Here is a 22,920-nt window from a genome sequence, read left to right as displayed (position 1 = left end):
CAGGCCCCATCCATGGGGCCTCAGCGCTTGACGGGCATCCATGCCCGTCACCTCCCTCCGCAGTCCCTTCGCTCGGCCTCCTGAAGTCGCAATCGGCGGCGCCTGAACTATCGCGCGCCTAGAAGCAAAAGCAAAAGCAAAAGCAAAGCAGAGAAGAGCCGGGCCGGCCGGCCGGGATGGATCGGAAATAAAAAAACCGCGCTGTCACCAGCGCGGGTTTTCGGTCAAACCGGAACGATCAACGCTCCAGCAGAATCCGCAGCATGCGACGCAGCGGCTCGGCCGCGCCCCACAGCAGCTGGTCACCTACGGTGAACGCGCCCAGGTACTGGGAACCCATGTTCAGCTTGCGCAGGCGGCCAACCGGGATGTTCAGGGTGCCGGTAACCTTGGTCGGGCTCAGTTCCTGCATGCTGATTTCACGCTGGTTAGGCACCAGCTTCACCCAAGGGTTGTGCTGGCTGATCATGCCTTCGATGTCGGCCAGCGGCACGTCCTTGTTCAGCTTGATGGTCAGCGCCTGGCTGTGGCAACGCATGGCGCCGATGCGCACGCAGATGCCGTCGACCGGGATCGGGCTCTTGAAGCGGCCGAGGATCTTGTTGGTCTCGGCCTGGGCCTTCCACTCTTCACGGCTCTGGCCGTTCGGCAGTTCCTTGTCGATCCACGGGATCAGGCTGCCAGCCAGCGGCACGCCGAAGTTCTCGGTCGGGAAGGCTTCGCTGCGCATGGTCTCGGCAACCTTGCGGTCGATGTCGAGGATGGCGCTGGCCGGGTTGGCCAGGTCATCGGCAACGGCAGCATGGGTAGCACCCATCTGCTTGATCAACTCGCGCATGTTCTGCGCGCCGGCACCCGAGGCCGCCTGGTAGGTCATGGCGCTCATCCACTCGACCAGGCCGGCTTCGAACAGGCCACCCAGGCCCATCAGCATCAGGCTGACGGTGCAGTTGCCGCCGATGTAGTTCTTGGTGCCCGCGTCCAGCTGCTGGTCGATGACCTTGCGGTTGACCGGGTCGAGGATGATCACCGCGTCATCCTGCATGCGCAGGGACGAGGCGGCGTCGATCCAGTAACCCTGCCAGCCGGCTTCACGCAGCTTGGGGAAGACCTCGTTGGTGTAGTCGCCACCCTGGCAGGTCAGGATCACGTCGAGGGTCTTGAGTTCTTCAATCGAATAAGCGTCCTTGAGCGGAGCTGTATCCTTGCCCACGTTCGGGCCCTGGCCGCCAACATTGGAGGTGGTGAAGAACACCGGCTCGATGAGGTCGAAATCCTGCTCCTCCAGCATCCGCTGCATGAGCACGGAACCGACCATACCGCGCCAACCGATCAGACCTACACGTTTCATCGCAACTACACCTTTGCTAAAAGTGGGCCGCCACCGGGAATTTTGGGTGGCGGGCCAGAGAGATTACAGATTCCGCAGCGCTGCGACTACTGCGTCGCCCATTTCCTGCGTACCAACTTTGCGGCAGCCTTCCGAGAAGATGTCGCCGGTGCGCAGGCCCTGGTCCAGGACCAGGCTCACGGCCTTCTCGATCGCCTCGGCGGCAGCCGACTGATTGAAGCTGTAACGCAGCATCATCGACACCGACAGGATGGTCGCCAGCGGGTTGGCGATGCCAAGGCCTGCGATGTCCGGCGCCGAGCCGTGGCACGGTTCGTACATGCCCTTGTTGTCGGCATCCAGCGACGCCGAAGGCAGCATGCCGATGGAACCGGTCAGCATGGAAGCCTCATCCGACAGAATGTCACCGAACATGTTGTCGGTCACCATCACATCGAACTGCTTGGGCGCGCGCACCAACTGCATGGCGGCGTTGTCGACGTACATGTGGCTCAGTTCCACATCCGGGTAGTCCTTGGCCACGTCCTCGACCACTTCACGCCACAGCTGGCTGGAAGCCAGGACGTTGGCCTTGTCCACCGAGCACAGCTTCTTGCCACGCACGCGGGCCATGTCGAAGCCGACACGGGCAATGCGGCGCACTTCGCTTTCGCTGTACGGCAGGGTGTCGTAGGCCTGGCGCTCGCCGTTTTCCAGCTCGCGCTGGCCACGCGGGGCACCGAAGTAGATACCGCCGGTCAGCTCACGGACGATGAGGATGTCCAGGCCGGAAACGATCTCTGGCTTGAGCGACGAGGCATCGGCCAGTTGCGGGTAGAGGATGGCCGGGCGCAGGTTGGCGAACAGGCCCAGTTGCGAACGGATTTTCAGCAGGCCGCGCTCGGGGCGGATGTCACGCTCGATCTTGTCCCACTTCGGCCCGCCCACGGCGCCCAGCAGCACGGCATCGGCCTTGCGCGCACGCTCCAGGGTCTCGTCGGCCAGCGGTACGCCGTGCTTGTCGATGGCGGCACCACCGATCACGTCGTGCTCCAGGCTGAAGCCGAGCTGGAACTTGTCGTTGGCCAGCTCCAGCACCTTGACCGCCTCGGCCATGATTTCCGGGCCGATACCGTCACCTGGGAGAATCAGAATCTGCTTGCTCATGCTTTCCTCTATCCAATCACGCGGTGCGGCCAAGCGGGCCCCACCGAAAAGTTCTTAACGCTCGGCCCACAACACCAGCACATCGGTGCTGAACGAACCATCGGCCTCAATCTGGTAATACTGCCGCACTTCTTCACCCATGGCTTGCTGCAATTGGCGAATTGCCACGCGCATTGGCTCGGGGGTGCGCATGCGCTCGACCCAGCTGGAAAACTCCAGGCGCAGCGGCTGGCGGGTGTGGCTGCGTACATGCAGGCCAGCCTCGCTGACCTGGCGCTGCCATTCGGCGGCGGAATAATCGCGCACGTGGCTGGTGTCGCGCAGTACTTCGACCGTTTGCAGGTAGGTGTCGAGCAGCGGGCTGCCCGGCGACATCACATCGATGAACGCCGCCACGCCACCCGGCTTGAGCACCCGGCGCACTTCGCGCAGGGCCAGACCCAGGTCGCTCCAGTGGTGGGCCGAGTAGCGGCTGAAGACGAAGTCGAACGAAGCGTCGGCGAACGGCAGGCGTTCGGCCGCACCGCGCTCGGTGGTGATATTGGCCAGGCCGCGCTCGGCGGCGGCACTGGCGACCACGTCGAGCATGGCCTGCGAGAGGTCGTAGGCGACCACTTCGGCGGCCAACGGAGCGACGTGGAAGCTGACATGACCGGCGCCGCAGCCCAGGTCCAGCACGCGGGCATGGCCCTGCCCCGCCAGCGCGGCCTGCAGCAGGGCGAATTCACTGCCCTGGGCGTGCACGGCGCTGCTGAGGTAGGCGCTGGCCTGTTCGCCGAACTGGCGTTGGACCACATCGGTGTGCTGGGTGCTGGTCATGTATCGATCCTTCTGGTTTCGGGTTGTCTCTACTGGCCCTATCGCCGGCAAGCCAGCTCCCACAGAGAACCCACAGTCTTCAGACCTGTGGAGTTCCTGTGGGAGCTGGCTTGCCGGCGATGAGGCCAGCAAACCCAACTAAATCATTCAGGCATCACGGAACAGCCAAGGCTGCCCGGCGCGGTGCTTGCCTTCGAAGGCCTTGATCGCATCGCTGTCCTGCAGGGTCAGGCCGATGTCGTCCAGGCCGTTGAGCAGGCAGTGCTTGCGGAACGCATCGATCTCGAAGTGCAGCACCTTGCCATCCGGACGGGTCACCGCCTGCGCCTGCAGGTCGATGGTCAGCTGATAGCCCGGAATGGCTTCGACCTGCTTGAACAGCTCGTCGACTTCCTCGTCGCTGAGGATGATCGGCAGCAAGCCGTTCTTGAAGCTGTTGTTGAAGAAGATGTCGGCAAAGCTCGGCGCGATCACGCTGCGGAAGCCGTACTCGTCCAGCGCCCATGGGGCGTGCTCACGGCTGGAGCCGCAACCGAAGTTCTCCCGCGCCAGCAACACGCTGGCACCTTGGTAGCGTTCGTGGTTGAGCACGAACTCCTTGTTCAACGGGCGCTTGCTGTTGTCCTGGTAAGGCTGGCCCACATCCAGGTAACGCCACTCGTCGAACAGGTTGGGGCCGAAGCCGGTGCGCTTGATCGACTTGAGGAACTGCTTGGGGATGATCTGGTCGGTGTCGACGTTGGCACGGTCCAACGGCGCGACGAGGCCAGTGTGCTGGGTAAAGGCTTTCATGCTGCGCTCCCTTGGATCAACTCGCGGACATCGATGAAGTGGCCGGTCACCGCGGCGGCGGCGGCCATGGCCGGGCTGACCAGGTGGGTACGGCCACCGGCACCCTGACGGCCTTCGAAGTTGCGGTTGGAGGTGGACGCGCAGTGCTCGCCGCTCTCCAGGCGGTCCGGGTTCATCGCCAGGCACATCGAGCAGCCTGGTTCACGCCATTCGAAACCAGCTTCGAGGAAGATCTTGTCCAGGCCTTCACGCTCGGCCTGGGCCTTGACCAGGCCCGAGCCCGGTACCACCAGCGCCTGCTTGACGTTGGCAGCGACCTTGCGGCCCTTGGCGATTTCGGCAGCGGCGCGCAGGTCTTCGATGCGCGAGTTGGTGCACGAACCGATGAATACGCGGTCGAGCTTGATATCGGTAATCGCCTGGTTGGCGGCGAGGCCCATGTACTTGAGAGCACGCTCGATCGAACCACGCTTGATCAGGTCAGGCTCGGCAGCCGGGTCCGGCACGCGCTGGTCGACGGCGAGGACCATCTCCGGCGAGGTGCCCCAGCTGACCTGCGGCTTGATTTGCGCAGCGTCGAGCTCGACCACGGTGTCGAACACCGCATCAGCGTCGGAAACCAGGCCTTTCCAGGCTTCGACCGCCTGCTTCCACTGCTCGCCCTTCGGCGCGTACGGGCGGCCTTCGACATAGGCAACGGTGGTGTCGTCCACCGCTACAAGGCCTACGCGGGCACCGGCTTCGATGGACATGTTGCAGATGGTCATGCGGCCTTCCATCGACAATTCGCGGATGGCGCTGCCAGCAAATTCCATGGCGTGGCCGTTACCACCGGCAGTACCGATCTTGCCGATCACGGCCAGGACGATGTCCTTGGCGGTAACGCCGGCAGGCAACTGGCCTTCCACGCGCACCAGCATGTTCTTCATCTTCTTGGCGACCAGGCACTGGGTAGCGAGCACGTGCTCTACCTCGGAGGTGCCGATGCCGTGGGCCAGGGCACCGAAGGCGCCGTGGGTGGAGGTGTGCGAGTCACCGCAGACCACGGTCATGCCAGGCAAGGTGGCACCCTGCTCCGGGCTGATGACGTGGACGATGCCTTGACGCTCGTCATTCATCTTGAATTCGACGATGCCGTATTCGTCACAGTTCTCGTCGAGGGTCTGCACCTGCAGGCGCGACACCTGGTCGACGATGGCCTCGATACCGCCCTTGCGCTCTGGCGTGGTCGGCACGTTGTGGTCCGGCGTGGCGATGTTGGTGTCGATGCGCCAGGGTTTGCGGTTGGCCAGGCGCAGGCCTTCGAAGGCCTGGGGCGACGTCACTTCGTGGATGATGTGACGGTCGATGTAGATCAAGGACGAGCCGTCATCGCGGCGCTTGACCTCATGGGCTTCCCAGAGTTTGTCGTAGAGCGTTTTGCCAGCCATCAGACTGTTCCTCATCAGCGTCTTTCTATGCCAAAGACCCCTTGGCTTGTGCGGTCGATGCTAGGGGGTTAAATTGAATAACTCAAATTCATAATTTTTATGCTTTGGATAACCAACAGGAATACAACCCTATGGATCTGGCGAACCTTAGCGCCTTCATCGCGATTGCCGAAACCGGTAGCTTTTCCGGGGCAGCCGACCGCCTGTTCCTGACCCAACCGGCCGTCAGCAAACGCATCGCCGGGCTGGAACAGCAACTGGATGTACGCCTGTTCGACCGGCTGGGCCGCGAGGTGACCCTGACCGAGGCCGGCCGCGCCTTGCTGCCCCGTGCCTATCAGATCCTCAACGTCCTCGATGATACCCGGCGCGCACTGACCAATTTGACCGGTGAAGTGAGTGGTCGCCTGACCCTTGCCACCAGCCACCATATCGGCTTGCACCGCCTTCCCCCGCTATTGCGGGCTTTCACTCGGGAATACCCGGCAGTGGCGCTGGATATTCAGTTCATGGATTCGGAACAGGCCTACGACGAAATCCTCCATGGCCGCGCCGAGATTGCCGTTATCACCCTGGCGCCCGAGCCGCACCACCTGGTCAAGGCCGTGCCGGTGTGGGACGACGCCCTGGACTTCGTCGCCGCCCCCGAGCACCCGCTGGCCAACAACCATACGGTCAGCCTGGCCGACGTCGCCCGCCACCCGGCCGTGTTCCCCGGCGGCAACACCTTTACCCACCATATTGTCCAGCGCCTGTTCGAAAGCCAGGGCCTGACGCCGAACATCGCCATGAGCACCAACTATCTGGAAACCATCAAGATGATGGTGTCGATCGGCCTGGCCTGGAGCGTGCTGCCGCGCACCATGCTCGACGAACAGGTTGCACCCATCGCCTTGCCGGGCATACAGCTGTCACGCCAGCTAGGCTACATTTTGCACACGGAGCGTACGCTATCGAACGCGGCCAGGGCATTCATGGCCCTGCTCGACAGCCACGCAGGGCCCGCCTGACCGGTCGTCAGCCCGGTATTGCCACCTCCAAGGACGCGTCACACGCCAAAGGTCTGGTACCGATGCCCAAATCAGCGAATCGCTTTTTGCGCCTGCCGCGCATACCTGCGGCCGACCCTCAGGAGTCCGAGCAGGCCTGGCAGAACGCCCCGCAACTGCTGGCCGCGCTCAACGGCGCACGGCTGGGGGCCTGGCTATGGGATATCGAAAGCGGCCGGGTCAGCTGGTCACGGGGCACCCAGGCCCTGTTCGGCTTCGACCCGCAGCGCCCGCTCCCCGCCGATGTCGACTACCTCGACCTGCTGCCCGAGGAAGACCGCGCGCGTACACGCCAGGTGTTCCAGGCAGTGTTCAACGGCGAACCGGTAGAACAGGCCATGCGCCACCGTATCCGCTGGCCGGACGGCAGCCTGCACTGGCTGGAGATCAACGGCAGCCTGACCCACGACCCGAACGGCCGGCCGCAGATGATCGGGGTGATCCGTGAAATCACCCGCCAACGCGAGCGGGAAACGGCGCTGATCAATTCGGAAAAACGCTTCGCCACCCTGTTCCACCTCAGCCCCAATGCCATTTTGCTCACCCGCCGCCACGACGGCATGATCTTCGAGGTCAACCAGCACTTCGAAGACATGTTCGGCTGGCCCGGCAGCCAGGTGATCGGCAAGACCAGCCTGGAACTGGGCCTGTGGGTCAACCCCGAACAGCGCCACCAGATGCTGGAATCGACCCGGGCCAACAGTGGCCCGCTGATTCTCGAGGTGCAGTTCCGCGCCATCAGCGGCAAGGTGCATGACGGCATCCTCTGCACCCAGGGCATCGAGCTGGAAGGCGTGACCTATCTGATCAGCACCTTCGTCGACACTACCGAACGCAAGCGCGCCGAGCAGGCGCTGAAGGACAGCCAGGAGCGCCTGGACCTGGCCCTGGACTCGGCACAGCTGGGCACCTGGGACTGGCATATCCCCAGCGGCATGCTCTACGGCTCGGCCCGGGCCGCACAGCTCCACGGCCTGCCGCCCATTCCCTTTCACGAATCGTTCGACGCGTTTTTCGAAGGGGTACCGGAGCAGGAGCGCAACTCGATGCGCCAGGCCTACCGCAGCCTGCGCGAAGGGCCTGCCGGCAACTACCAGATCACCTACCGGGTACAACTGGAGAACGGCATCTCGCGCTACATCGAAAGCCGCGCCCGGCTGTACCGCGACGAGCAGGGCAACCCGCTGCGCATGGCTGGCACCTTGCTCGACATCACCGACCAGGTGGAACGCGAACAGCGCCTGAGCGCCTCGGAAGAGAAGTTCGCCAGCCTGTTCCAGGTCAGCCCCGACCCGATCTGCGTCACTCGCCAGGACACTGGCCAGTTCATCGAGATCAACCCGGCGTTCACCCAGACCTTCGGCTGGGGCACCGACCAGGTGATCGGCCGCACTGCCGAGGAAATCGGCCTGTGGGCGGAGTCAGTCGAGCGCGCGCAACGCATCGAGCGGGTAATCCGCGAGCAGGCCCTGAGCAACGTCGCCGTGGTGGTCAACCACCGCAATGGCGCACCGCTGACCTGCGTGATTTCCAGCCGCCTCATCACCGTCGATGACCAGCCTTGCAGTGTTACCACCCTGCGCGACATCACCCAGCAGCAGCGCGCCGAGGCGGCGCTGAAGTCCAGCGAGGAGAAGTTTGCCAAGGCCTTCCACTCCAGCCCTGACGCCATTACCATCACCGAACGCTACAGCGGTCGCTACCTGGAAATCAACGACGGTTTCTGCCGCCTGACCGGCTACAACGCCGCCGACGTGGTCGGCCGCACGGTGTACGAGATCGGCATCTGGGCCGACGACAAGCAGCGCAGCGCCCTGCTGGCCGAGTTGCGCGAGCGTGGCCGGGTGCATCATCGCGAGATGCTCGGGCGCAACAAGCGCGGCGACATCCTCACCGTGGAAGTGTCGGTGGAGCCGATCACCCTCAATGAGGTGGACTGCCTGCTGGTAACCGCCCGCGATGTCAGCCAGCTGAAAAACGCCCAGGCACAGATTCGCCACCTGGCCTACCACGACCCGCTGACCAACCTGCCCAACCGTGCCCTGCTGATGGACCGCCTGAGCCAGCAGATCGCCCTGCTCAGGCGCCACAACCTGCGCGGCGCCCTGCTGTTCCTTGACCTCGACCACTTCAAGCACATCAACGACTCGCTGGGCCACCCGGTGGGCGACACGGTGCTGAAGATCATCACCGCGCGGCTGGAAGCCAGCGTGCGCCTGGAAGACACCGTGGCGCGCCTGGGTGGCGACGAGTTCGTGGTATTGCTCAGCGGCCTGGAAGGCAGCCGCGAGCTGGTCGAAGAGAAAGTCCGCGGGCTGGCCGACACCCTGCGCGAACTGCTGGCCGAGCCGATGTCGCTGGACGGCCAGCGCCTGCAGGTGACACCCAGCATCGGCGTGGCGCTGATCCCTGACCACGGCGCCACCCCGGCCGACCTGCTCAAGCGTGCCGATATCGCCCTGTACCGGGCCAAGGACTCCGGGCGCAACACCACCCAGCTGTTCCATACCACAATGCAGAAGGCTGCCAGCGAGCGCCTGCGCATGGAAAACGACCTGCGCCTGGCCCTGGCCCGCGGCGAGCTGGCGCTGCACTTCCAGCCACAGGTGGATGCCCGCGACAACCGCATCGTCGGCGCCGAGGTACTGCTGCGCTGGCACCATCCGCAACTGGGTCAGCAGCCGCCCGCGCAATTCATTCAGGTGCTGGAAGAAAGCGGCCTGATCCTGGAAGTTGGCAGCTGGATCCTCGACGAAGCTTGCGATGCCTGCGCGCGCATGCTCGGCGACGGGCTGATCGACGCCGATGATTTCAGCCTGTGCGTGAACATCAGCCCACGGCAGTTCCGCCAGAATGACTTTGTCGGGCGGGTGCTGCGCAGCCTGGACGATTACCGCCTGCCACGGCAGATGCTCAAGCTGGAAATTACCGAAGGCATCGTGATCCAGAACCTGGAAGACACCATCAGCAAGATGCGCGAACTGAAGCGCTACGGGGTGAGCTTTGCCATGGATGACTTCGGCACCGGTTATTCCTCGCTGACTTACCTGAAACGCCTGCCAGTGGATGCGCTGAAGATCGACCAGACCTTCGTGCGCGATGCACCGGTGGACCCCAACGACGCCGAAATCGTCCGCGCCATCGTCGCCATGGCCCGCAGCCTGGACCTGGCGGTGATTGCCGAAGGGGTGGAGCTGACCGAACAGCTGGAGTTCCTGGAACGGCTGGGGTGCCACCTGTACCAGGGGTACTTGCACAGCCGGCCGCTGCCGTTGCCGGAGTTCCGGCAGATGTTGCTGGAGGCGCCGGCGGATTACTGAAACCGATGCGGATGCGATTCCTGTGGGAGCGGCCTTGCGTCGCGAAAGGGTCGCGCAGCGGCCCCAGGATCTCAGCCATCCTGCAGCATTGCCGGGGCTGCTGCGCAGCCCTTTCGCGACGCAAGGCCGCTCCCACAAGGAAGCCGGCCTTCAGGCGATCACAATAAAAAGGGCACCCCTGGAGGTGCCCTTTTTCACATCTACACGATCAGTTCAGCGCTGGCTTGTCGCCGTTGATCGGAATGCGCTTGGCCTTGGCTTCTTCAGGCACGATGCGCAGCAGGTCGATGCTGAGCAGGCCATTGGCCAGGCCGGCGGCCTTGACTTCGATATGGTCGGCCAGGCGGAACGACAGCTTGAAGGCGCGCTGCGCGATACCCTGATGCAGGTAGGTCACTTCAGCAGCGCCATTGTCGCGCTTGCCACCGGTCACGGTCAGGACACCTTTTTCAACCTGCAGGTCGAGGTCCTCTTCCTGGAAACCGGCTGCAGCAACCACGATGCGGTAGTGGTCATCGCCATGCTTTTCCACGTTGTAGGGCGGGTAGCTGCTACCGGCCTCGTTACGTGCCGCGGATTCGAACAGGTCGTTGAAACGGTCGAAACCAACGGAATGGCGGAACAGTGGAGCGAGAGAGAAAGCGGTGGTCATGGTCATGAACTCCTGAGATTCAGCAAGTAAGTCATTACGCGACCCGACTTCGGCATCGCGTACTCAAGAGATATGGCCGAGGGAAATGCTTTCAAGGGGGGAGCAGAAAAAATCTGGATTCCCGCGTTGGGCTTGATGGCCTCTTCGCGGGTAAACCCGCTCCCACAGGGAGCTCACACATTCCAAAACCTGCGCCGAACCTGTGGGAGCGGGCGAGCCCGCGAAAGGGCCGGATCAGGCAACACAAGCCTCCAAGGAAACCGCCTCAACCCCCAGCAACCGGCTGATCCGCGCACAGTCATCCTCCCGCCGCAACTCGGCAAACAGCACAACCGCTTCGGGATAACTGCGGGTCAGCATCGCCAGCCACTGCTTCATCCGCCCCGGCGCATAGCGCGGCGACAACTTGGCCTGGGCCTGGCGCCAGAACTCGCGCAGCAACGGCAGCAGGTCGTCCCAGCTCATCGGCTGGTACTCCCGCCCGTCACGCGCCGCGGCAATCTGCAGCCCCAGGTCGGGGCGCGAAACCAGCCCACGGCCCAGCATGATGTCTTCGGCGCCACTGACCTCACGACAACGCCGCCAGTCGTCCACGGTCCAGATCTCGCCATTGGCGAACACGGGCACCTTGACCACATCCTGCACCCGCGCCACCCACTCCCAGTGGGCCGGCGGCTTGTAGCCCTCGACCTTGGTCCGCGCATGCACCACCAGGTGCGCCGAACCGCCTTCGGCCAGCGCCGTGGCACACTCCAGCGCACCATCGGGGCTGTCAAAACCCAGGCGCATCTTCGAGGTGACCGGGATATCCGCCGGCACGGCCCGGCGCACTTCACGCACAATGGCGTGCAGCAGTTCCGGCTCCTTGAGCAGCACCGCTCCACCACGCGACTTGTTCACGGTCTTGGCCGGGCAACCAAAGTTCAGGTCGATCACCGGCGCGCCCAACTCGCAGGCCAGCGCGGCGTTTTCCGCCAGGCACACAGGATCCGAGCCCAACAGCTGCACACGCATGGGCACCCCTGCGGCAGTCCGCGCACCATTGCGCAACTCGGGTGCCAGCTTGTCGAACGAGGAAGGCGGCAGCAGGCGGTCGCACACGCGAATGAACTCGGTGACGCACCAGTCGATACCGCCCACGCGGGTCAGCACGTCGCGCAGGATGTTGTCGACCAGCCCCTCCATGGGGGCCAGGGCAATTTGCATGTCGGGGTCTCGGCGGAAAAAGCCGGCAGTCTAACAAAAATTGCCGGTGTTTCAGGCGCCGATCAGCGCCGGGCCGTAACCGTCGAGGAACTCCGCCGGCATGCGCCTGGGCTTGCCGCTGGACAGCTCGATGCAGGCAAAGGTGGTCTGGGCGCGCAGCAAGGTCACGCCGTCGCGCGGGCGCTTGAGCTGGAAGCGCCGGGTCATGCGCAGGCGCTGGTCCCAGTCGATGATCCAGGTGGCCAGTTGCAGTTCGTCGTCCTCGTAGGCAGCGGCCAGGTAGTCGATTTCGTGGCGCACCACGGCCATGGCCCGGTCCAGCCGGCGATATTCGGCCAGGTCCAGGCCCAGGCGCTGGGAGTGGCGCCAGGCGCAGCGCTCCAGCCAGGTGACGTAGACCGCGTTGTTGGCGTGGCCAAGGCCGTCGATATCCTCGCTGCCGACGCGCAGGTCGATGACGAAAGGTGTTGCCAGGTCCCAGCTCATGCACACTCCTGTGAAAACGGTGCATAAATTTGAAATAGCCGGGGGCGCGTTGCGCCCCTTTCGCGACACAAGGCCGCTCCCACAGGGACCGCGCAAGCCTGGGGGTTTCGCGGTCCCTGTGGGAGCGGCCTTGTGTCGCGAAAGGGCTGCGCAGCAGCCCCGGAGTCGTACCGAGTGTAACGGATGCTCAGGCACTTTGCCGCGCTGGTGCGCCAGCCCGGGCCAGCAGCTCCAGCACCGCTGCACTCAGGCGCGGATCGGACAGCACCCGCTGGTGGCCACCCGCCTCCAGCAGCATCAGGCGGCTATCGAACCAGGCCTTGTGGATGACCTGGGCCTCATCGGCTGCCACCAACGCATCATCGGCGGCATGCACCACCAGCCCAGGCAACTCCAGCTGATAACCCGTCACATCCAGCCGCGCAATCTGCATGCCCACATCCCGCTCCACCTGGCGGATGAATGCCGCCCGCGCCCGCGCCGGCAACCCCAGGCGATGGGCAAAGCCACGCAGTACGCCCAACAGCCGCGCCGGAGCGGCAATGCTGACCGCTGCCTCTGTGCGCAGCCCCATCTGCAGGGCCAGCAATACACTGGCGCCGCCCATTGAATGGCCAATAACCGCGCGCAGCGGCGGCAGTTCGGCGGCAGCCTCCAGCAGCGCTCGGGCAAACAGCACCACATTTGCCTGCTCGCCGGGCGAACGCCCATGCCCCGGCCCCTCCAGCGACACCACGGTATGCCCGGCCTGGACCAAGGTTTCGATCAACGCGGCAAACTGGGTCGGGCGCCCTTCCCAGCCGTGCATCAGCAACACGGTCGGCCCCTTGCCCCAGCGCAAGGCCGACAAGCCGAAGCGCAGGGTGATGCGCTCGGCGCTGGCCAGCACGGGCAACTCCCAATCCCGTGGCGGCAGGTTGCGCGGGGTCATGAAGGCACGGCGCATCTTGCCCGCGACGTGCTCGGGGGCCAGGCGGCCCAGGGTGCCATTGACACCACGAATCCAGCTCAGGGTAGTCATCGCCATGCTCCAGGGTTAAAGCACCGCCGATTTGGCGGCGCGCAGAATACGATCAGACAGCTCGCTGGTGCCCAGGGCACGGGCCAGCGCCAGGCCGCCAACCATCAGGGCCAGGTCGGCCAAGGCCTTGTCGGCGTCCTCGGGGCGGTCGACCATGGCGGCTGCCATCAACTCGATGTGCTCGGCCAGCACCTCGCGGAAGGCCTCCGGCAGGCGCTGCATCTCGCCCAGCGAGTTGGGCAGCGGGCAGGCATGCACTTCGGCATCACGGTGCTTGCGCGACAGGTAGAAGGCACTGGCCAGCGCCCGCCGCCCGGCGCCATCGAGGCTGGGGTCGATCTGCGCGAGCAAGGCGCGGCGCTCGCCCAGCAACTGGCGGAACGCTTCGAGCATCAACTCGTCCTTGCTGTCGAAATGGGCGTAGAAGCCACCGACGGTCAGGCCTGCCGCCCCCATGACCTGGCTGACGCTGGGCTCGGCCGGGCCGTGCTGGATCAGCGCACTTCGCGCCGCCTCGAGGATGCGTTCGCGGGTTCTGCTCTTCTTGTCGCTCATCAGGCCACTCGCCGATCAAAATATGATGATCGAAATATTATTCGCATAATATTTTTTTGCAAGCAGAATCCGCGGCCGCCTGTCGGTCGCGAAATTTTGAGTAGGGAAGAAAAACAAAAGGCCCATTCAATAATCGAATGAGCCTTAAAAGTCCCGCAAAACGCGGGTAAACGTGGCGTCCCCTAGGGGACTCGAACCCCTGTTACCGCCGTGAAAGGGCGGTGTCCTAGGCCACTAGACGAAGGGGACGTAACCTTCGTGCCGATCCGCTTGCGCGAACCGCGGCAGAAATGGTGGAGCTAAGCGGGATCGAACCGCTGACCTCCTGCATGCCATGCAGGCGCTCTCCCAGCTGAGCTATAGCCCCGAAACAAAAGGCTCATCAGTAATCGACGAGCCTTTAAAGCCCTGCAAAACGCAGGAAAAGTGGCGTCCCCTAGGGGACTCGAACCCCTGTTACCGCCGTGAAAGGGCGGTGTCCTAGGCCACTAGACGAAGGGGACGTAACCCTCGTGCCGATCCGCCAACGCGAATCGCGGCAAAAATTGGTGGAGCTAAGCGGGATCGAACCGCTGACCTCCTGCATGCCATGCAGGCGCTCTCCCAGCTGAGCTATAGCCCCGGATTTCTAGCCTCTCGGCCCAGCGACATCCTGAAACATCGCTTGTGCAAAACTGGCGTCCCCTAGGGGACTCGAACCCCTGTTACCGCCGTGAAAGGGCGGTGTCCTAGGCCACTAGACGAAGGGGACGAACCTTCTTACCTTCAAGACCCGGTTGCTGGACCCGGTCTTGCCCGACAGCCTTGGCTGCCAGACGGAATTTGGTGGAGCTAAGCGGGATCGAACCGCTGACCTCCTGCATGCCATGCAGGCGCTCTCCCAGCTGAGCTATAGCCCCACAATGTCGCTTTGAACCGAAGCGCTGGCTGGGTGCCTGGCGTTTCGTTTTCGTTCATCGCTGTGGACGGGGCGCATATTAAGATCGGATTGCAGGGCTGTCAAACGAATTTTTCAAAATATTCAAAAAATTTTTCACAGATAACAATCACTTACCGCCCTGCCCTTGCCAAAACTGAACAGTGAGCCCTGTGGGAGCGGGTTTACCCGCGAATGCGACGGAAAACGCACCATCGTATTCGCGGGTAAACCCGCTCCCACAGGTTTGGCTTATAGCCTCGGGACCACTGTCAGGCGATGGAGCCCAGCAGCTTTTCCCACTCTTTGTTTTCTTTCTTCGACACACCACCCAGCAGGTCCAGGGCCTGGCGCAGGCGGAAGCGGGTCAGGTCCGGGCCAAGGATTTCCATGGCATCCAGTACCGAAACCGAGCTGGCCTGGCCGGTAATGGCGGCAAACATCAGCGGCATGGCGTCACGCAGCTTCAGCTCCAACGCCTCTACCACCGCCTGGATGCAACCGGTGATGCGCTCCTTTTCCCACTGACGCAGGCTTTCGAGCTTCCACAGGATCAGCTGGATCACCTGGCGTACCTGGTCGGCCGACAGCTTCTTGCTTTCGAACAGCTTGGCGTCCAGCTTCAGCGCGCCCTCGAAGAAGAACCCACCCAGCGGGGCAACCTGGCTGAAGGTTTCCACCCGACCCTGCACGTGCGGGGCGATCTTCATCATGTAGTCGCTGTTGAACGCCCACTTCTGCAGGCGCGCGGCGAACTCCTCGACCGGCAGTTCGCGCAGCCACTGGCCGTTCAGCCAGGACAGCTTCTCGATGTCGAAGATCGGGCCGCCCAGCGAGATACGCGACAGGTCGAAGTGCTCGACCATCTCGGCCAGCGAGAACTTCTCGCGCTCGTCCGGCATGGACCAGCCCATGCGGCCCAGGTAGTTGAGCATCGCCTCGGGCATGAAGCCCATGCGCTCGTAGAAAGTCACCGAGGTCGGGTTCTTGCGCTTGGACAGCTTGGACTTGTCCGGGTTACGCAGCAGCGGCATGTAGCACAGCTTGGGCTGTTCCCAGCCGAAGTATTCGTACAGCTTGATCAGCTTGGGTGCCGATGGCAGCCACTCTTCGCCGCGCAGCACGTGGGTGATGCCCATCAGATGGTCGTCGACCACGTTGGCCAGGAAGTACGTCGGCAGGCCGTCGTTCTTCATCAGCACCTGCATGTCCATGCGGTCCCACGGGATCTCGACATCGCCACGCAGCATGTCCGGTACCACGCACACGCCTTCGCTCGGCACTTTCATGCGGATCACGTGCGGCTCGCCAGCGTCCAGGCGGCGCTGCACTTCCTCGGCGCTCAGCAGCAGCGCGCGGCCGTCGTAGCGCGGGGTTTCGCCACGGGCTTGCTGCTCGGCGCGCATCTGCTCCAGCTCTTCGGCGGTGCAGAAGCAGTAGAAGGCATGGCCGGCGTCAACCAGCTCCTTGGCGTACCTGGCGTAGATCTCGCCACGCTCGCTCTGCCGGTACGGGCCGTGCGGGCCGCCGACGTCCGGGCCTTCGTTCCATTCGATGCCGAGCCAGCGCAGGGCATCGAAGATCTGCTGTTCCGACTCGCGCGTGGAGCGCAGCTGGTCGGTGTCTTCGATGCGCAGGATGAACTCACCGCCGTGCTGCTTGGCAAAGCAGTAGTTGAACAGGGCGATGTAGGCGGTGCCGACATGGGGGTCGCCGGTAGGCGATGGCGCGATACGCGTGCGTACGGTGGTCATGGAGAGTCTCGAACGAAAGATGAAACAAAGGCGGGATGTTAGCAGGAGGCAGGCACCGGGCTCCAGCAATGGCGCGAACGTCACTTGTCGACCGGCCATGTGCCGCTGTTAAATTTATTTACATTTCTGGAACGATAGTCCTCATGCCTGCCCAACTCAAACGCCGCCTGCTGGTCTTCTTCACCGTGGTGGCCGTCATCGCCCTCGCCTTCCTGGGCCACTGGTACTTCAAGGGCCGCTTCTACGAAAGCACCGACAACGCCTACGTACAGGGCGAGATCACGCGCATTTCCAGCCAGTTGGGCGCACGCATCGACGAGGTGCGGGTCGAGGACAACCAGCACGTCAGGAAAGGCGACCTGCTGGTGCGCCTGGAGGCCGCCGACTTCGAACTGGCCGTGCAACGCGCCCGCGCCGCCCTGGCCACCCGCGAAGCCGAACAGGTGCAGGCGCAAAGCCGCCTGACCCAGCAAGCCAGCCTGATCGCCGCCGGCCAGGCCCAGGTGGCGGCCAACCAGGCCACCTTCGACCGCTCGCGCCTGGACCTGAGCCGCGCCGAGAAGTTGCGCAAGCCAGGTTTCGTATCGGAAGAGCGGGTCACCACCCTGTCCGCAGACAGCCATGTCGCCGGCTCGCAGGTCGACAAGGCCCGTGCCGACCTGCAAAGCCAGCGCCAGCAGGTCAATGCGCTGGCCGCCGAGCTCAAGCGCCTCGACGCGCAGATCGCCAACGCCCGCGCCGACCTGGCCCAGGCCGAACTGAACCTGACCCGCTGCGAAATCCGCGCACCGATCAGCGGCAGCATCGGCCAGCGCAACGCGCGCAATGGCCAGGTGGTACAGGCCGGTGCCTACCTGCTGTCGATCGTGCCGGACGAAGACATCTGGGTGCAGGCCAACTTCAAGGAAACCCAGATCGGCCGCATGCAGCCCGGCCAGCGTGCAGAACTGCTGTTCGACAGCTACCCCGACACACCGATCGAAGGCCGGGTCGACAGCCTGTTCGCCGCCTCCGGCGCGCAGTTCAGCCTGCTGCCGCCCGACAACGCCACCGGCAACTTCACCAAGGTGGTGCAGCGCATCCCGGTCAAGCTGACCTTCCGCGCCGACAACCCACTGCACGGGCGCATCCGCCCTGGCATGTCGGTGACCGCCACCGTCGACCTGCGTAGCGAAGACGAAGGCCACAATGGCCGGTGACCAGCTGCTCAGGCCCACCGCCGAGCCGACCCGGCGCGACTGGATCGCGGTAATGAGCGTGATGCTCGGCGCCTTCATGGCGGTGCTGGACATCCAGATCACCAACTCGTCGCTCAAGGACATCCAGGGCGCGCTGTCGGCGACGCTGGAGGAAGGCTCGTGGATTTCCACCTCTTACCTGGTCGCGGAGATCATCATGATCCCGCTCACCGCCTGGCTGGTGCAGCTGCTGTCGGCGCGGCGCCTGGCGGTGTGGGTATCCGGCGGTTTCCTGTTGTCGTCGCTGTTATGCTCGATGGCCTGGAACCTCGAGAGCATGATCCTGTTCCGCGCCCTGCAGGGTTTTACCGGCGGTGCGTTGATCCCGCTGGCCTTCACCCTGACCCTGATCAAGCTGCCCGAACACCACCGCGCCAAGGGCATGGCCATGTTCGCCATGACCGCCACCTTCGCCCCCTCCATCGGCCCTACCCTGGGCGGCTGGCTGACCGAGAACTGGGGTTGGGAATACATTTTCTACATCAATATCCCGCCGGGCCTGGTGATGATCGCCGGCCTGCTGTACGGGCTGGAAAAGAAGGACGCGCACTGGGAACTGCTGAAAAGCACCGATTACGCCGGAATCGTCACCCTGGGCCTGGGGCTTGGCTGCCTGCAGGTGTTCCTGGAGGAAGGCCACCGCAAGGACTGGCTGGAGTCGCAGCTGATCGTCGGCCTGGGCAGCATCGCCCTGGTCAGCCTGATCACCTTCGTGATTCTGCAGTTTTCCAAGCCACACCCGCTGATCAACCTGCGCATTCTCGGCAATCGCAACTTTGGCCTGTCGAGCATCGCCAGCCTGGGCATGGGGGTGGGCTTGTACGGGTCGATCTACCTGCTGCCGCTGTACCTGGCGCAGGTGCAGGGCTACAACGCCTTGCAGATCGGCGAGGTGATCATGTGGATGGGTATCCCGCAGCTGTTCCTGATCCCGCTGGTGCCGCAACTGATGAAAGTGGTGTCGCCCAAGGTGTTGTGTGCCCTGGGGTTCTGCCTGTTCGGCGCCGCCAGTTTCGGCTCGGGGGTGCTCAACCCGGACTTTGCAGGGCCGCAGTTCAACCATATCCAGATCATCCGTGCCATCGGCCAGCCAATGATCATGGTGACCATCTCGCTGATCGCCACGGCGTATATACAGCCGCAGGATGCGGGTTCGGCGTCGAGCCTGTTCAATATCCTGCGTAACCTGGGCGGTGCGATCGGCATTGCGCTGCTGGCCACCCTGCTGGATGCACGGACCAAGGTGTATTTCGATTACCTGAGGGAGGCGGTGGTGCCGAGCAACCCGCAGGTGGCGGAGCGGTTGGCGCAACTGGCGGAGCGGCTGGGCAATGACAATGCGGCGCTGGGCAAGTTGAGCGAGATCACTCACCAGCAGGCGTTGATCATGGCCTATAACGATGCGTTCCACTTTGTGGGGATCGGGTTGGCGGTGAGCATGCTGGCGGTGTTGTTGACGCGGAAGTTGCCAGAGGGGCTGAAGGCTGGGGAGACCCACTGAATGGGTTGTCGCCTGAGCCGGCCTCTTCGCGGGTAAACCCGCTCCCACAGGTACTGCGCAGAGCTCAAGGATTACAGCGATCCTGTGGGAGCGGGTTTACCCGCGAAGAGGCCAGTGCAGGCAGTAAAAAAATCAGCTGGTAATCAACCGCTCGCGCAGCTGGGCAATCTCGTCGCGCAGTTGCGCCGCGGCCTCGAACTCCAGATCGCGGGCGAACTGCATCATCTTCTCTTCCAGCTGCTTGATGCGCTTGGTGATCTCGCCCGGCGTGCGCAGCTCGGCCTCGTAACGGGCGCTCTCCTCCGCTGCCTTGGCCATGCCCTTGCGCTTCTTGCTGCGCGCGCCGGGCACGGTGGCGCCTTCCATGATGTCGGTGATGTCCTTGACCACACCTTTGGGCACGATGCCATTGGCCTGGTTGAAGGCGATCTGCTTCTCGCGACGACGCTCGGTCTCGTCGATGGCGCGCTGCATGGAACCGGTGATGTTGTCGGCATACAGGATGGCCCGGCCATTGAGGTTACGCGCAGCACGGCCGATGGTCTGGATCAGCGAGCGCTCGGAGCGCAGGAAACCTTCCTTGTCGGCATCGAGGATCGCCACCAGCGACACCTCGGGCATGTCCAGGCCCTCACGCAGCAGGTTGATGCCCACCAGCACGTCGAAGGTACCCAGGCGCAGGTCGCGGATGATCTCCACCCGCTCGACGGTGTCGATGTCCGAGTGCAGGTAACGCACCCGCACGTCGTGGTCGGCCAGGTAGTCGGTGAGGTCTTCGGCCATGCGCTTGGTCAGCGTGGTGGCCAGCACCCGCTCGCCCTGTGCCACGCGCTTGCGGATTTCCGACAGCAGGTCATCCACCTGGGTAAGCGCCGGGCGTACTTCCACCTGTGGGTCGACCAGGCCGGTGGGGCGCACCACCTGCTCCACCACACGCCCGGCGTGCTCGCCCTCGTAGGGGCCCGGGGTGGCGGACACGAAGATGGTCTGCGGGCTGACATCTTCCCACTCGTCAAAACGCATCGGCCGGTTGTCCAGCGCCGAAGGCAGGCGGAAGCCGTACTCGACCAGGGTTTCCTTGCGCGAGCGGTCGCCCTTGTACATGGCGCCGACTTGCGGAACGCTGACGTGGGATTCGTCGATCACCAGCAGCGCATCGGGCGGCAGGTAGTCGTACAGGGTGGGCGGCGGCGCCCCGGCCGGGCGCCCGGACAGGTAGCGCGAGTAGTTCTCGATGCCGTTGCAGTAGCCCAGCTCCAGGATCATCTCCAGATCGAAGCGGGTGCGTTGCTCCAGGCGCTGGGCCTCGACCAGCTTGTTGGCCTTCTGCAAGTACTCCAGGCGGTCCTTGAGCTCTTCCTTGATGCCTTCCACCGCCTCCAGCAGGGTTTCCCGCGGGGTGACGTAGTGGCTCTTGGGGTAGAAGGTGAAACGCGGCAGCTTGCGGAAGACCTCGCCAGTCAGCGGGTCGAAGGCGGCGATGTTCTCCACCTCGTCATCGAACAGTTCGATGCGGATGGCCTCGAGGTCCGATTCGGCCGGGAAGATGTCGATCACATCGCCGCGCACGCGGAAGGTGGCGCGGGCAAAGTCCATCTCGTTGCGTGTGTATTGCAGGTCGGCCAGGCGGCGCAGCAGCGCGCGCTGGTCGAGCTTGTCGCCGCGGTCCACGTGCAGGACCATTTTCAGGTAGGTCTCGGGGCTGCCCAGGCCGTAGATGCACGACACGGTGGTGACGATGATCGCGTCACGCCGCTCCAGCAATGCCTTGGTCGCCGACAGGCGCATCTGCTCGATGTGGTCGTTGATCGAAGCGTCCTTCTCGATGAAGGTGTCGGACGACGGTACGTAGGCTTCAGGCTGGTAGTAGTCGTAGTAGGAAACGAAGTACTCCACCGCATTGTTGGGGAAGAACGCCTTGAATTCGCCATAAAGCTGCGCGGCCAGGGTCTTGTTCGGCGCCAGCACCAGGGTCGGGCGCTGCACCTGCTGAATGACGTTGGCGATGCTGAAGGTCTTGCCCGAGCCGGTCACCCCGAGCAGCGTCTGGTGCGACAGCCCCGCCTCGATACCTTCGACCATCTGGCGGATGGCCTCGGGCTGGTCGCCGGCCGGCTGGAAACGGGTGACGAGCTGGAACTCGGACATGACAGACCTCGCGGTGTTGCAGCAACTGTAAATTTAGCCAGTAGTCTATACCCAAATGCGCCCGCCGGGGGGCGCTTTCAAGGCACAGCTGTGAGCGCTTGTTACGGTGGACCCGGCAATTAGACCAATGGTCGAAAAATATTTGCGCAAATGACCGGAAAAGCGATGCCGGACTGTCGCGGTGACCGGTCGGTATCACTATACTGACTCCCCGTTTGTGCACCGCTTCAGTGCATTCGGGCTGGAGCGTGTACGTCCTATCACACTCCAATCAGAGCCAAGGTAACAATGAGCCTGTTTTCCGCTGTCGAGCTGGCACCCCGCGACCCTATTCTGGGCCTCAACGAAGCATTCAACGCCGACCCACGTACCGACAAGGTCAACCTGGGCGTGGGCGTGTACTGCAATGAGGAAGGCCGCATTCCGCTGCTGCGCGCCGTGATCGAAGCCGAGACCCAGCGTGCCGCCCAGCACGCCTCGCGCGGCTACCTGCCGATCGACGGCATCGCCACCTACGACCAGGCTGTACAAAAGCTGCTGTTCGGCGCCGAGTCGCCACTGCTGGCCGCCGGCCGCGTGGTTACCGTGCAAGCCGTTGGCGGTACCGGCGCGCTGAAGATTGGTGCCGACTTCCTCAAGCGTGTGTCGCCTGACGCCGTGGTTGCCATCAGCGACCCGAGCTGGGAAAACCACCGCGCGCTGTTCGAATCGGCCGGCTTCCCGGTGCAGAACTACCGCTACTACGACGCGCCGACCAACGACGTCAACCGCGCCGGCATGCTCGAAGACCTGAACAACCTGCCGTCCGGCTCGATCGTGGTGCTGCACGCCTGCTGCCACAACCCGACTGGCGTCGACCTGAGCCTGGACGACTGGAAAAACGTCCTGGAAGTGGTCAAGGCCAAGGGCCACGTGCCGTTCCTCGACATGGCCTACCAGGGCTTCGGTGACGGCATCGCCGAAGACGCCTTCGCCGTGCGCCTGTTCGCCGAGTCGGGCCTGGAGTTCTTCGTGTCCAGCTCGTTCTCCAAGTCGTTCTCGCTGTACGGCGAGCGCGTCGGTGCGCTGTCGATCGTCACCGCCTCCAAGGACGAAAGCACCCGCGTGCTGTCGCAGGTCAAGCGCGTGATCCGCACCACCTACTCCAACCCGCCGACCCACGGTGCGACCATCGTTGCCACCGTGCTTAACAGCGCCGAACTGCGCCAGATGTGGGAAACCGAGCTGGCCGAAATGCGCGAGCGCATCCACGGCATGCGCAAGCAGATGGTTTCGCTGCTGGCCGAATATGGCGCCAACCGCGACTTCAGCTTCGTTGGCCGCCAGGTTGGCATGTTCTCGTACTCGGGCCTGACCGTCGAACAGGTCGCCCGCCTGAAGAACGAGTTCGGCATCTATGCGCTGGACACCGGCCGCATCGCCGTGGCCGCGCTGAACCAGAGCAACATCCACGTGGTGACCAAAGCTATCGTGCAGGTGCTGTAACTCATTGTTTTGCCTAGGGGTGGCTTGACTTCCCCTAGGCAATCAGTAAGA

General features: G+C 63.7%; 17 protein-coding genes and 6 tRNA genes. 5 read left to right on the top strand and 18 right to left on the bottom strand.

Translation table 11 applies throughout. The features are described 5' to 3' along the window. Positions 1–238: 238 nt before the first annotated feature. From asd to leuC, 5 genes are all read right to left on the bottom strand, one after another. Complete coding sequence (gene asd / locus CAG46_RS13035; RefSeq protein ID WP_003260268.1) at positions 239–1,351, bottom strand: aspartate-semialdehyde dehydrogenase; 1,113 nt, start codon at positions 1,349–1,351, stop codon at positions 239–241. Positions 1,352–1,414: 63 nt separating this feature from the next. Then, on the bottom strand, positions 1,415–2,497 hold the full coding sequence (leuB, locus tag CAG46_RS13030; RefSeq protein WP_025338238.1) for a 3-isopropylmalate dehydrogenase: 1,083 nt from the start codon (positions 2,495–2,497) through the stop codon (positions 1,415–1,417). A 54-nt stretch (positions 2,498–2,551) separates the two neighbouring features. Further along, positions 2,552–3,316, bottom strand: coding sequence for a class I SAM-dependent methyltransferase (locus CAG46_RS13025; protein WP_085618201.1), 765 nt, complete (start codon positions 3,314–3,316; stop codon positions 2,552–2,554). A 147-nt stretch (positions 3,317–3,463) separates the two neighbouring features. Beyond that, the gene (gene leuD / locus CAG46_RS13020; protein WP_015269431.1) at positions 3,464–4,108 is read right to left on the bottom strand and encodes a 3-isopropylmalate dehydratase small subunit; all 645 of its coding nucleotides are present in this window, start codon (positions 4,106–4,108) and stop codon (positions 3,464–3,466) included. Then, on the bottom strand, positions 4,105–5,538 hold the full coding sequence (leuC, locus tag CAG46_RS13015) for a 3-isopropylmalate dehydratase large subunit (protein ID WP_025338236.1): 1,434 nt from the start codon (positions 5,536–5,538) through the stop codon (positions 4,105–4,107). The genes leuD and leuC overlap by 4 nt, the downstream gene beginning before the upstream one ends. Before the next feature lie 131 nt (positions 5,539–5,669). Here leuC and CAG46_RS13010 point away from each other — a divergent pair, with 131 nt between their 5' ends. After that, positions 5,670–6,548 carry a LysR family transcriptional regulator gene (locus CAG46_RS13010; protein ID WP_025338235.1) on the top strand — a complete coding sequence of 293 codons (879 nt, stop codon included), beginning with the start codon at positions 5,670–5,672 and terminating at the stop codon, positions 6,546–6,548. Positions 6,549–6,610: 62 nt separating this feature from the next. Then, complete coding sequence (locus tag CAG46_RS13005) at positions 6,611–9,907, top strand: PAS domain S-box protein (RefSeq protein ID WP_085618199.1); 3,297 nt, start codon at positions 6,611–6,613, stop codon at positions 9,905–9,907. Positions 9,908–10,115: 208 nt separating this feature from the next. On the opposite strand, the gene CAG46_RS13000 is transcribed toward CAG46_RS13005, so the two are convergent. From CAG46_RS13000 to gltX, 12 genes are all read right to left on the bottom strand, one after another. After that, positions 10,116–10,559: an Hsp20 family protein gene (locus tag CAG46_RS13000; protein WP_084785084.1), complete on the bottom strand. Its 444-nt coding sequence runs from the start codon at positions 10,557–10,559 to the stop codon at positions 10,116–10,118. 234 nt (positions 10,560–10,793) lie between these two features. Beyond that, positions 10,794–11,765, bottom strand: a complete 972-nt coding sequence (locus CAG46_RS12995; RefSeq protein ID WP_085618197.1) for a tRNA-dihydrouridine synthase — start codon at positions 11,763–11,765, stop codon at positions 10,794–10,796. A 51-nt stretch (positions 11,766–11,816) separates the two neighbouring features. Further along, positions 11,817–12,251, bottom strand: coding sequence for a thioesterase family protein (locus tag CAG46_RS12990; RefSeq protein WP_046617041.1), 435 nt, complete (start codon positions 12,249–12,251; stop codon positions 11,817–11,819). Between the two features lie 187 nt (positions 12,252–12,438). Continuing rightward, on the bottom strand, positions 12,439–13,272 hold the full coding sequence (locus tag CAG46_RS12985) for an alpha/beta fold hydrolase (protein WP_085593300.1): 834 nt from the start codon (positions 13,270–13,272) through the stop codon (positions 12,439–12,441). A 15-nt stretch (positions 13,273–13,287) separates the two neighbouring features. After that, the gene (locus CAG46_RS12980; protein ID WP_013971594.1) at positions 13,288–13,827 is read right to left on the bottom strand and encodes a TetR/AcrR family transcriptional regulator; all 540 of its coding nucleotides are present in this window, start codon (positions 13,825–13,827) and stop codon (positions 13,288–13,290) included. 173 nt (positions 13,828–14,000) lie between these two features. After that, positions 14,001–14,076: transfer RNA gene (locus CAG46_RS12975), tRNA-Glu, on the bottom strand. 42 nt (positions 14,077–14,118) lie between these two features. Next, positions 14,119–14,194: transfer RNA gene (locus CAG46_RS12970), tRNA-Ala, on the bottom strand. A gap of 60 nt (positions 14,195–14,254) precedes the next feature. Beyond that, positions 14,255–14,330: transfer RNA gene (locus tag CAG46_RS12965), tRNA-Glu, on the bottom strand. 43 nt (positions 14,331–14,373) lie between these two features. Further along, positions 14,374–14,449: transfer RNA gene (locus CAG46_RS12960), tRNA-Ala, on the bottom strand. A 53-nt stretch (positions 14,450–14,502) separates the two neighbouring features. After that, positions 14,503–14,578: transfer RNA gene (locus tag CAG46_RS12955), tRNA-Glu, on the bottom strand. Between the two features lie 72 nt (positions 14,579–14,650). Next, positions 14,651–14,726, bottom strand: a tRNA-Ala gene (locus CAG46_RS12950). A 289-nt stretch (positions 14,727–15,015) separates the two neighbouring features. Next, the gene (gene gltX / locus CAG46_RS12945) at positions 15,016–16,497 is read right to left on the bottom strand and encodes a glutamate--tRNA ligase (protein WP_085618195.1); all 1,482 of its coding nucleotides are present in this window, start codon (positions 16,495–16,497) and stop codon (positions 15,016–15,018) included. 143 nt (positions 16,498–16,640) lie between these two features. Here gltX and CAG46_RS12940 point away from each other — a divergent pair, with 143 nt between their 5' ends. Together CAG46_RS12940 and CAG46_RS12935 are read left to right on the top strand one after the other, a co-directional pair. Continuing rightward, on the top strand, positions 16,641–17,696 hold the full coding sequence (locus CAG46_RS12940) for an HlyD family secretion protein (RefSeq protein ID WP_085618193.1): 1,056 nt from the start codon (positions 16,641–16,643) through the stop codon (positions 17,694–17,696). Further along, positions 17,686–19,236, top strand: a complete 1,551-nt coding sequence (locus CAG46_RS12935; protein WP_085618191.1) for an MDR family MFS transporter — start codon at positions 17,686–17,688, stop codon at positions 19,234–19,236. The genes CAG46_RS12940 and CAG46_RS12935 overlap by 11 nt, the downstream gene beginning before the upstream one ends. 132 nt (positions 19,237–19,368) lie before the next feature. On the opposite strand, the gene uvrB is transcribed toward CAG46_RS12935, so the two are convergent. Then, complete coding sequence (uvrB, locus tag CAG46_RS12930; RefSeq protein WP_085618189.1) at positions 19,369–21,384, bottom strand: excinuclease ABC subunit UvrB; 2,016 nt, start codon at positions 21,382–21,384, stop codon at positions 19,369–19,371. Positions 21,385–21,672: 288 nt separating this feature from the next. Between uvrB and CAG46_RS12925 the strand changes: the two genes are divergently transcribed. Beyond that, on the top strand, positions 21,673–22,869 hold the full coding sequence (locus CAG46_RS12925) for an amino acid aminotransferase (RefSeq protein WP_085618187.1): 1,197 nt from the start codon (positions 21,673–21,675) through the stop codon (positions 22,867–22,869). Positions 22,870–22,920 lie beyond the last annotated feature (51 nt).

The organism is Pseudomonas sp. B23(2017), from assembly GCF_002113725.1.
GTDB lineage: Bacteria > Pseudomonadota > Gammaproteobacteria > Pseudomonadales > Pseudomonadaceae > Aquipseudomonas > Aquipseudomonas putida_Z.
This window is presented reverse-complemented; position numbering and strand designations above follow the sequence as displayed.

What these genes read in the sequence shown, in the direction of transcription:
- asd (WP_003260268.1), bottom strand. Translation starts at nt 1,351, where the DNA reads ATGAAACGTGTAGGTCTGATCGGTTGGCGCGGTATGGTCGGTTCCGTG.
- leuB (WP_025338238.1), bottom strand. Translation starts at nt 2,497, where the DNA reads ATGAGCAAGCAGATTCTGATTCTCCCAGGTGACGGTATCGGCCCGGAA.
- CAG46_RS13025 (WP_085618201.1), bottom strand. Translation starts at nt 3,316, where the DNA reads ATGACCAGCACCCAGCACACCGATGTGGTCCAACGCCAGTTCGGCGAA.
- leuD (WP_015269431.1), bottom strand. Translation starts at nt 4,108, where the DNA reads ATGAAAGCCTTTACCCAGCACACTGGCCTCGTCGCGCCGTTGGACCGT.
- leuC (WP_025338236.1), bottom strand. Translation starts at nt 5,538, where the DNA reads ATGGCTGGCAAAACGCTCTACGACAAACTCTGGGAAGCCCATGAGGTC.
- CAG46_RS13010 (WP_025338235.1), top strand. Translation starts at nt 5,670, where the DNA reads ATGGATCTGGCGAACCTTAGCGCCTTCATCGCGATTGCCGAAACCGGT.
- CAG46_RS13005 (WP_085618199.1), top strand. Translation starts at nt 6,611, where the DNA reads ATGCCCAAATCAGCGAATCGCTTTTTGCGCCTGCCGCGCATACCTGCG.
- CAG46_RS13000 (WP_084785084.1), bottom strand. Translation starts at nt 10,559, where the DNA reads ATGACCACCGCTTTCTCTCTCGCTCCACTGTTCCGCCATTCCGTTGGT.
- CAG46_RS12995 (WP_085618197.1), bottom strand. Translation starts at nt 11,765, where the DNA reads ATGCAAATTGCCCTGGCCCCCATGGAGGGGCTGGTCGACAACATCCTG.
- CAG46_RS12990 (WP_046617041.1), bottom strand. Translation starts at nt 12,251, where the DNA reads ATGAGCTGGGACCTGGCAACACCTTTCGTCATCGACCTGCGCGTCGGC.
- CAG46_RS12985 (WP_085593300.1), bottom strand. Translation starts at nt 13,272, where the DNA reads ATGACTACCCTGAGCTGGATTCGTGGTGTCAATGGCACCCTGGGCCGC.
- CAG46_RS12980 (WP_013971594.1), bottom strand. Translation starts at nt 13,827, where the DNA reads ATGAGCGACAAGAAGAGCAGAACCCGCGAACGCATCCTCGAGGCGGCG.
- gltX (WP_085618195.1), bottom strand. Translation starts at nt 16,497, where the DNA reads ATGACCACCGTACGCACGCGTATCGCGCCATCGCCTACCGGCGACCCC.
- CAG46_RS12940 (WP_085618193.1), top strand. Translation starts at nt 16,641, where the DNA reads ATGCCTGCCCAACTCAAACGCCGCCTGCTGGTCTTCTTCACCGTGGTG.
- CAG46_RS12935 (WP_085618191.1), top strand. Translation starts at nt 17,686, where the DNA reads ATGGCCGGTGACCAGCTGCTCAGGCCCACCGCCGAGCCGACCCGGCGC.
- uvrB (WP_085618189.1), bottom strand. Translation starts at nt 21,384, where the DNA reads ATGTCCGAGTTCCAGCTCGTCACCCGTTTCCAGCCGGCCGGCGACCAG.
- CAG46_RS12925 (WP_085618187.1), top strand. Translation starts at nt 21,673, where the DNA reads ATGAGCCTGTTTTCCGCTGTCGAGCTGGCACCCCGCGACCCTATTCTG.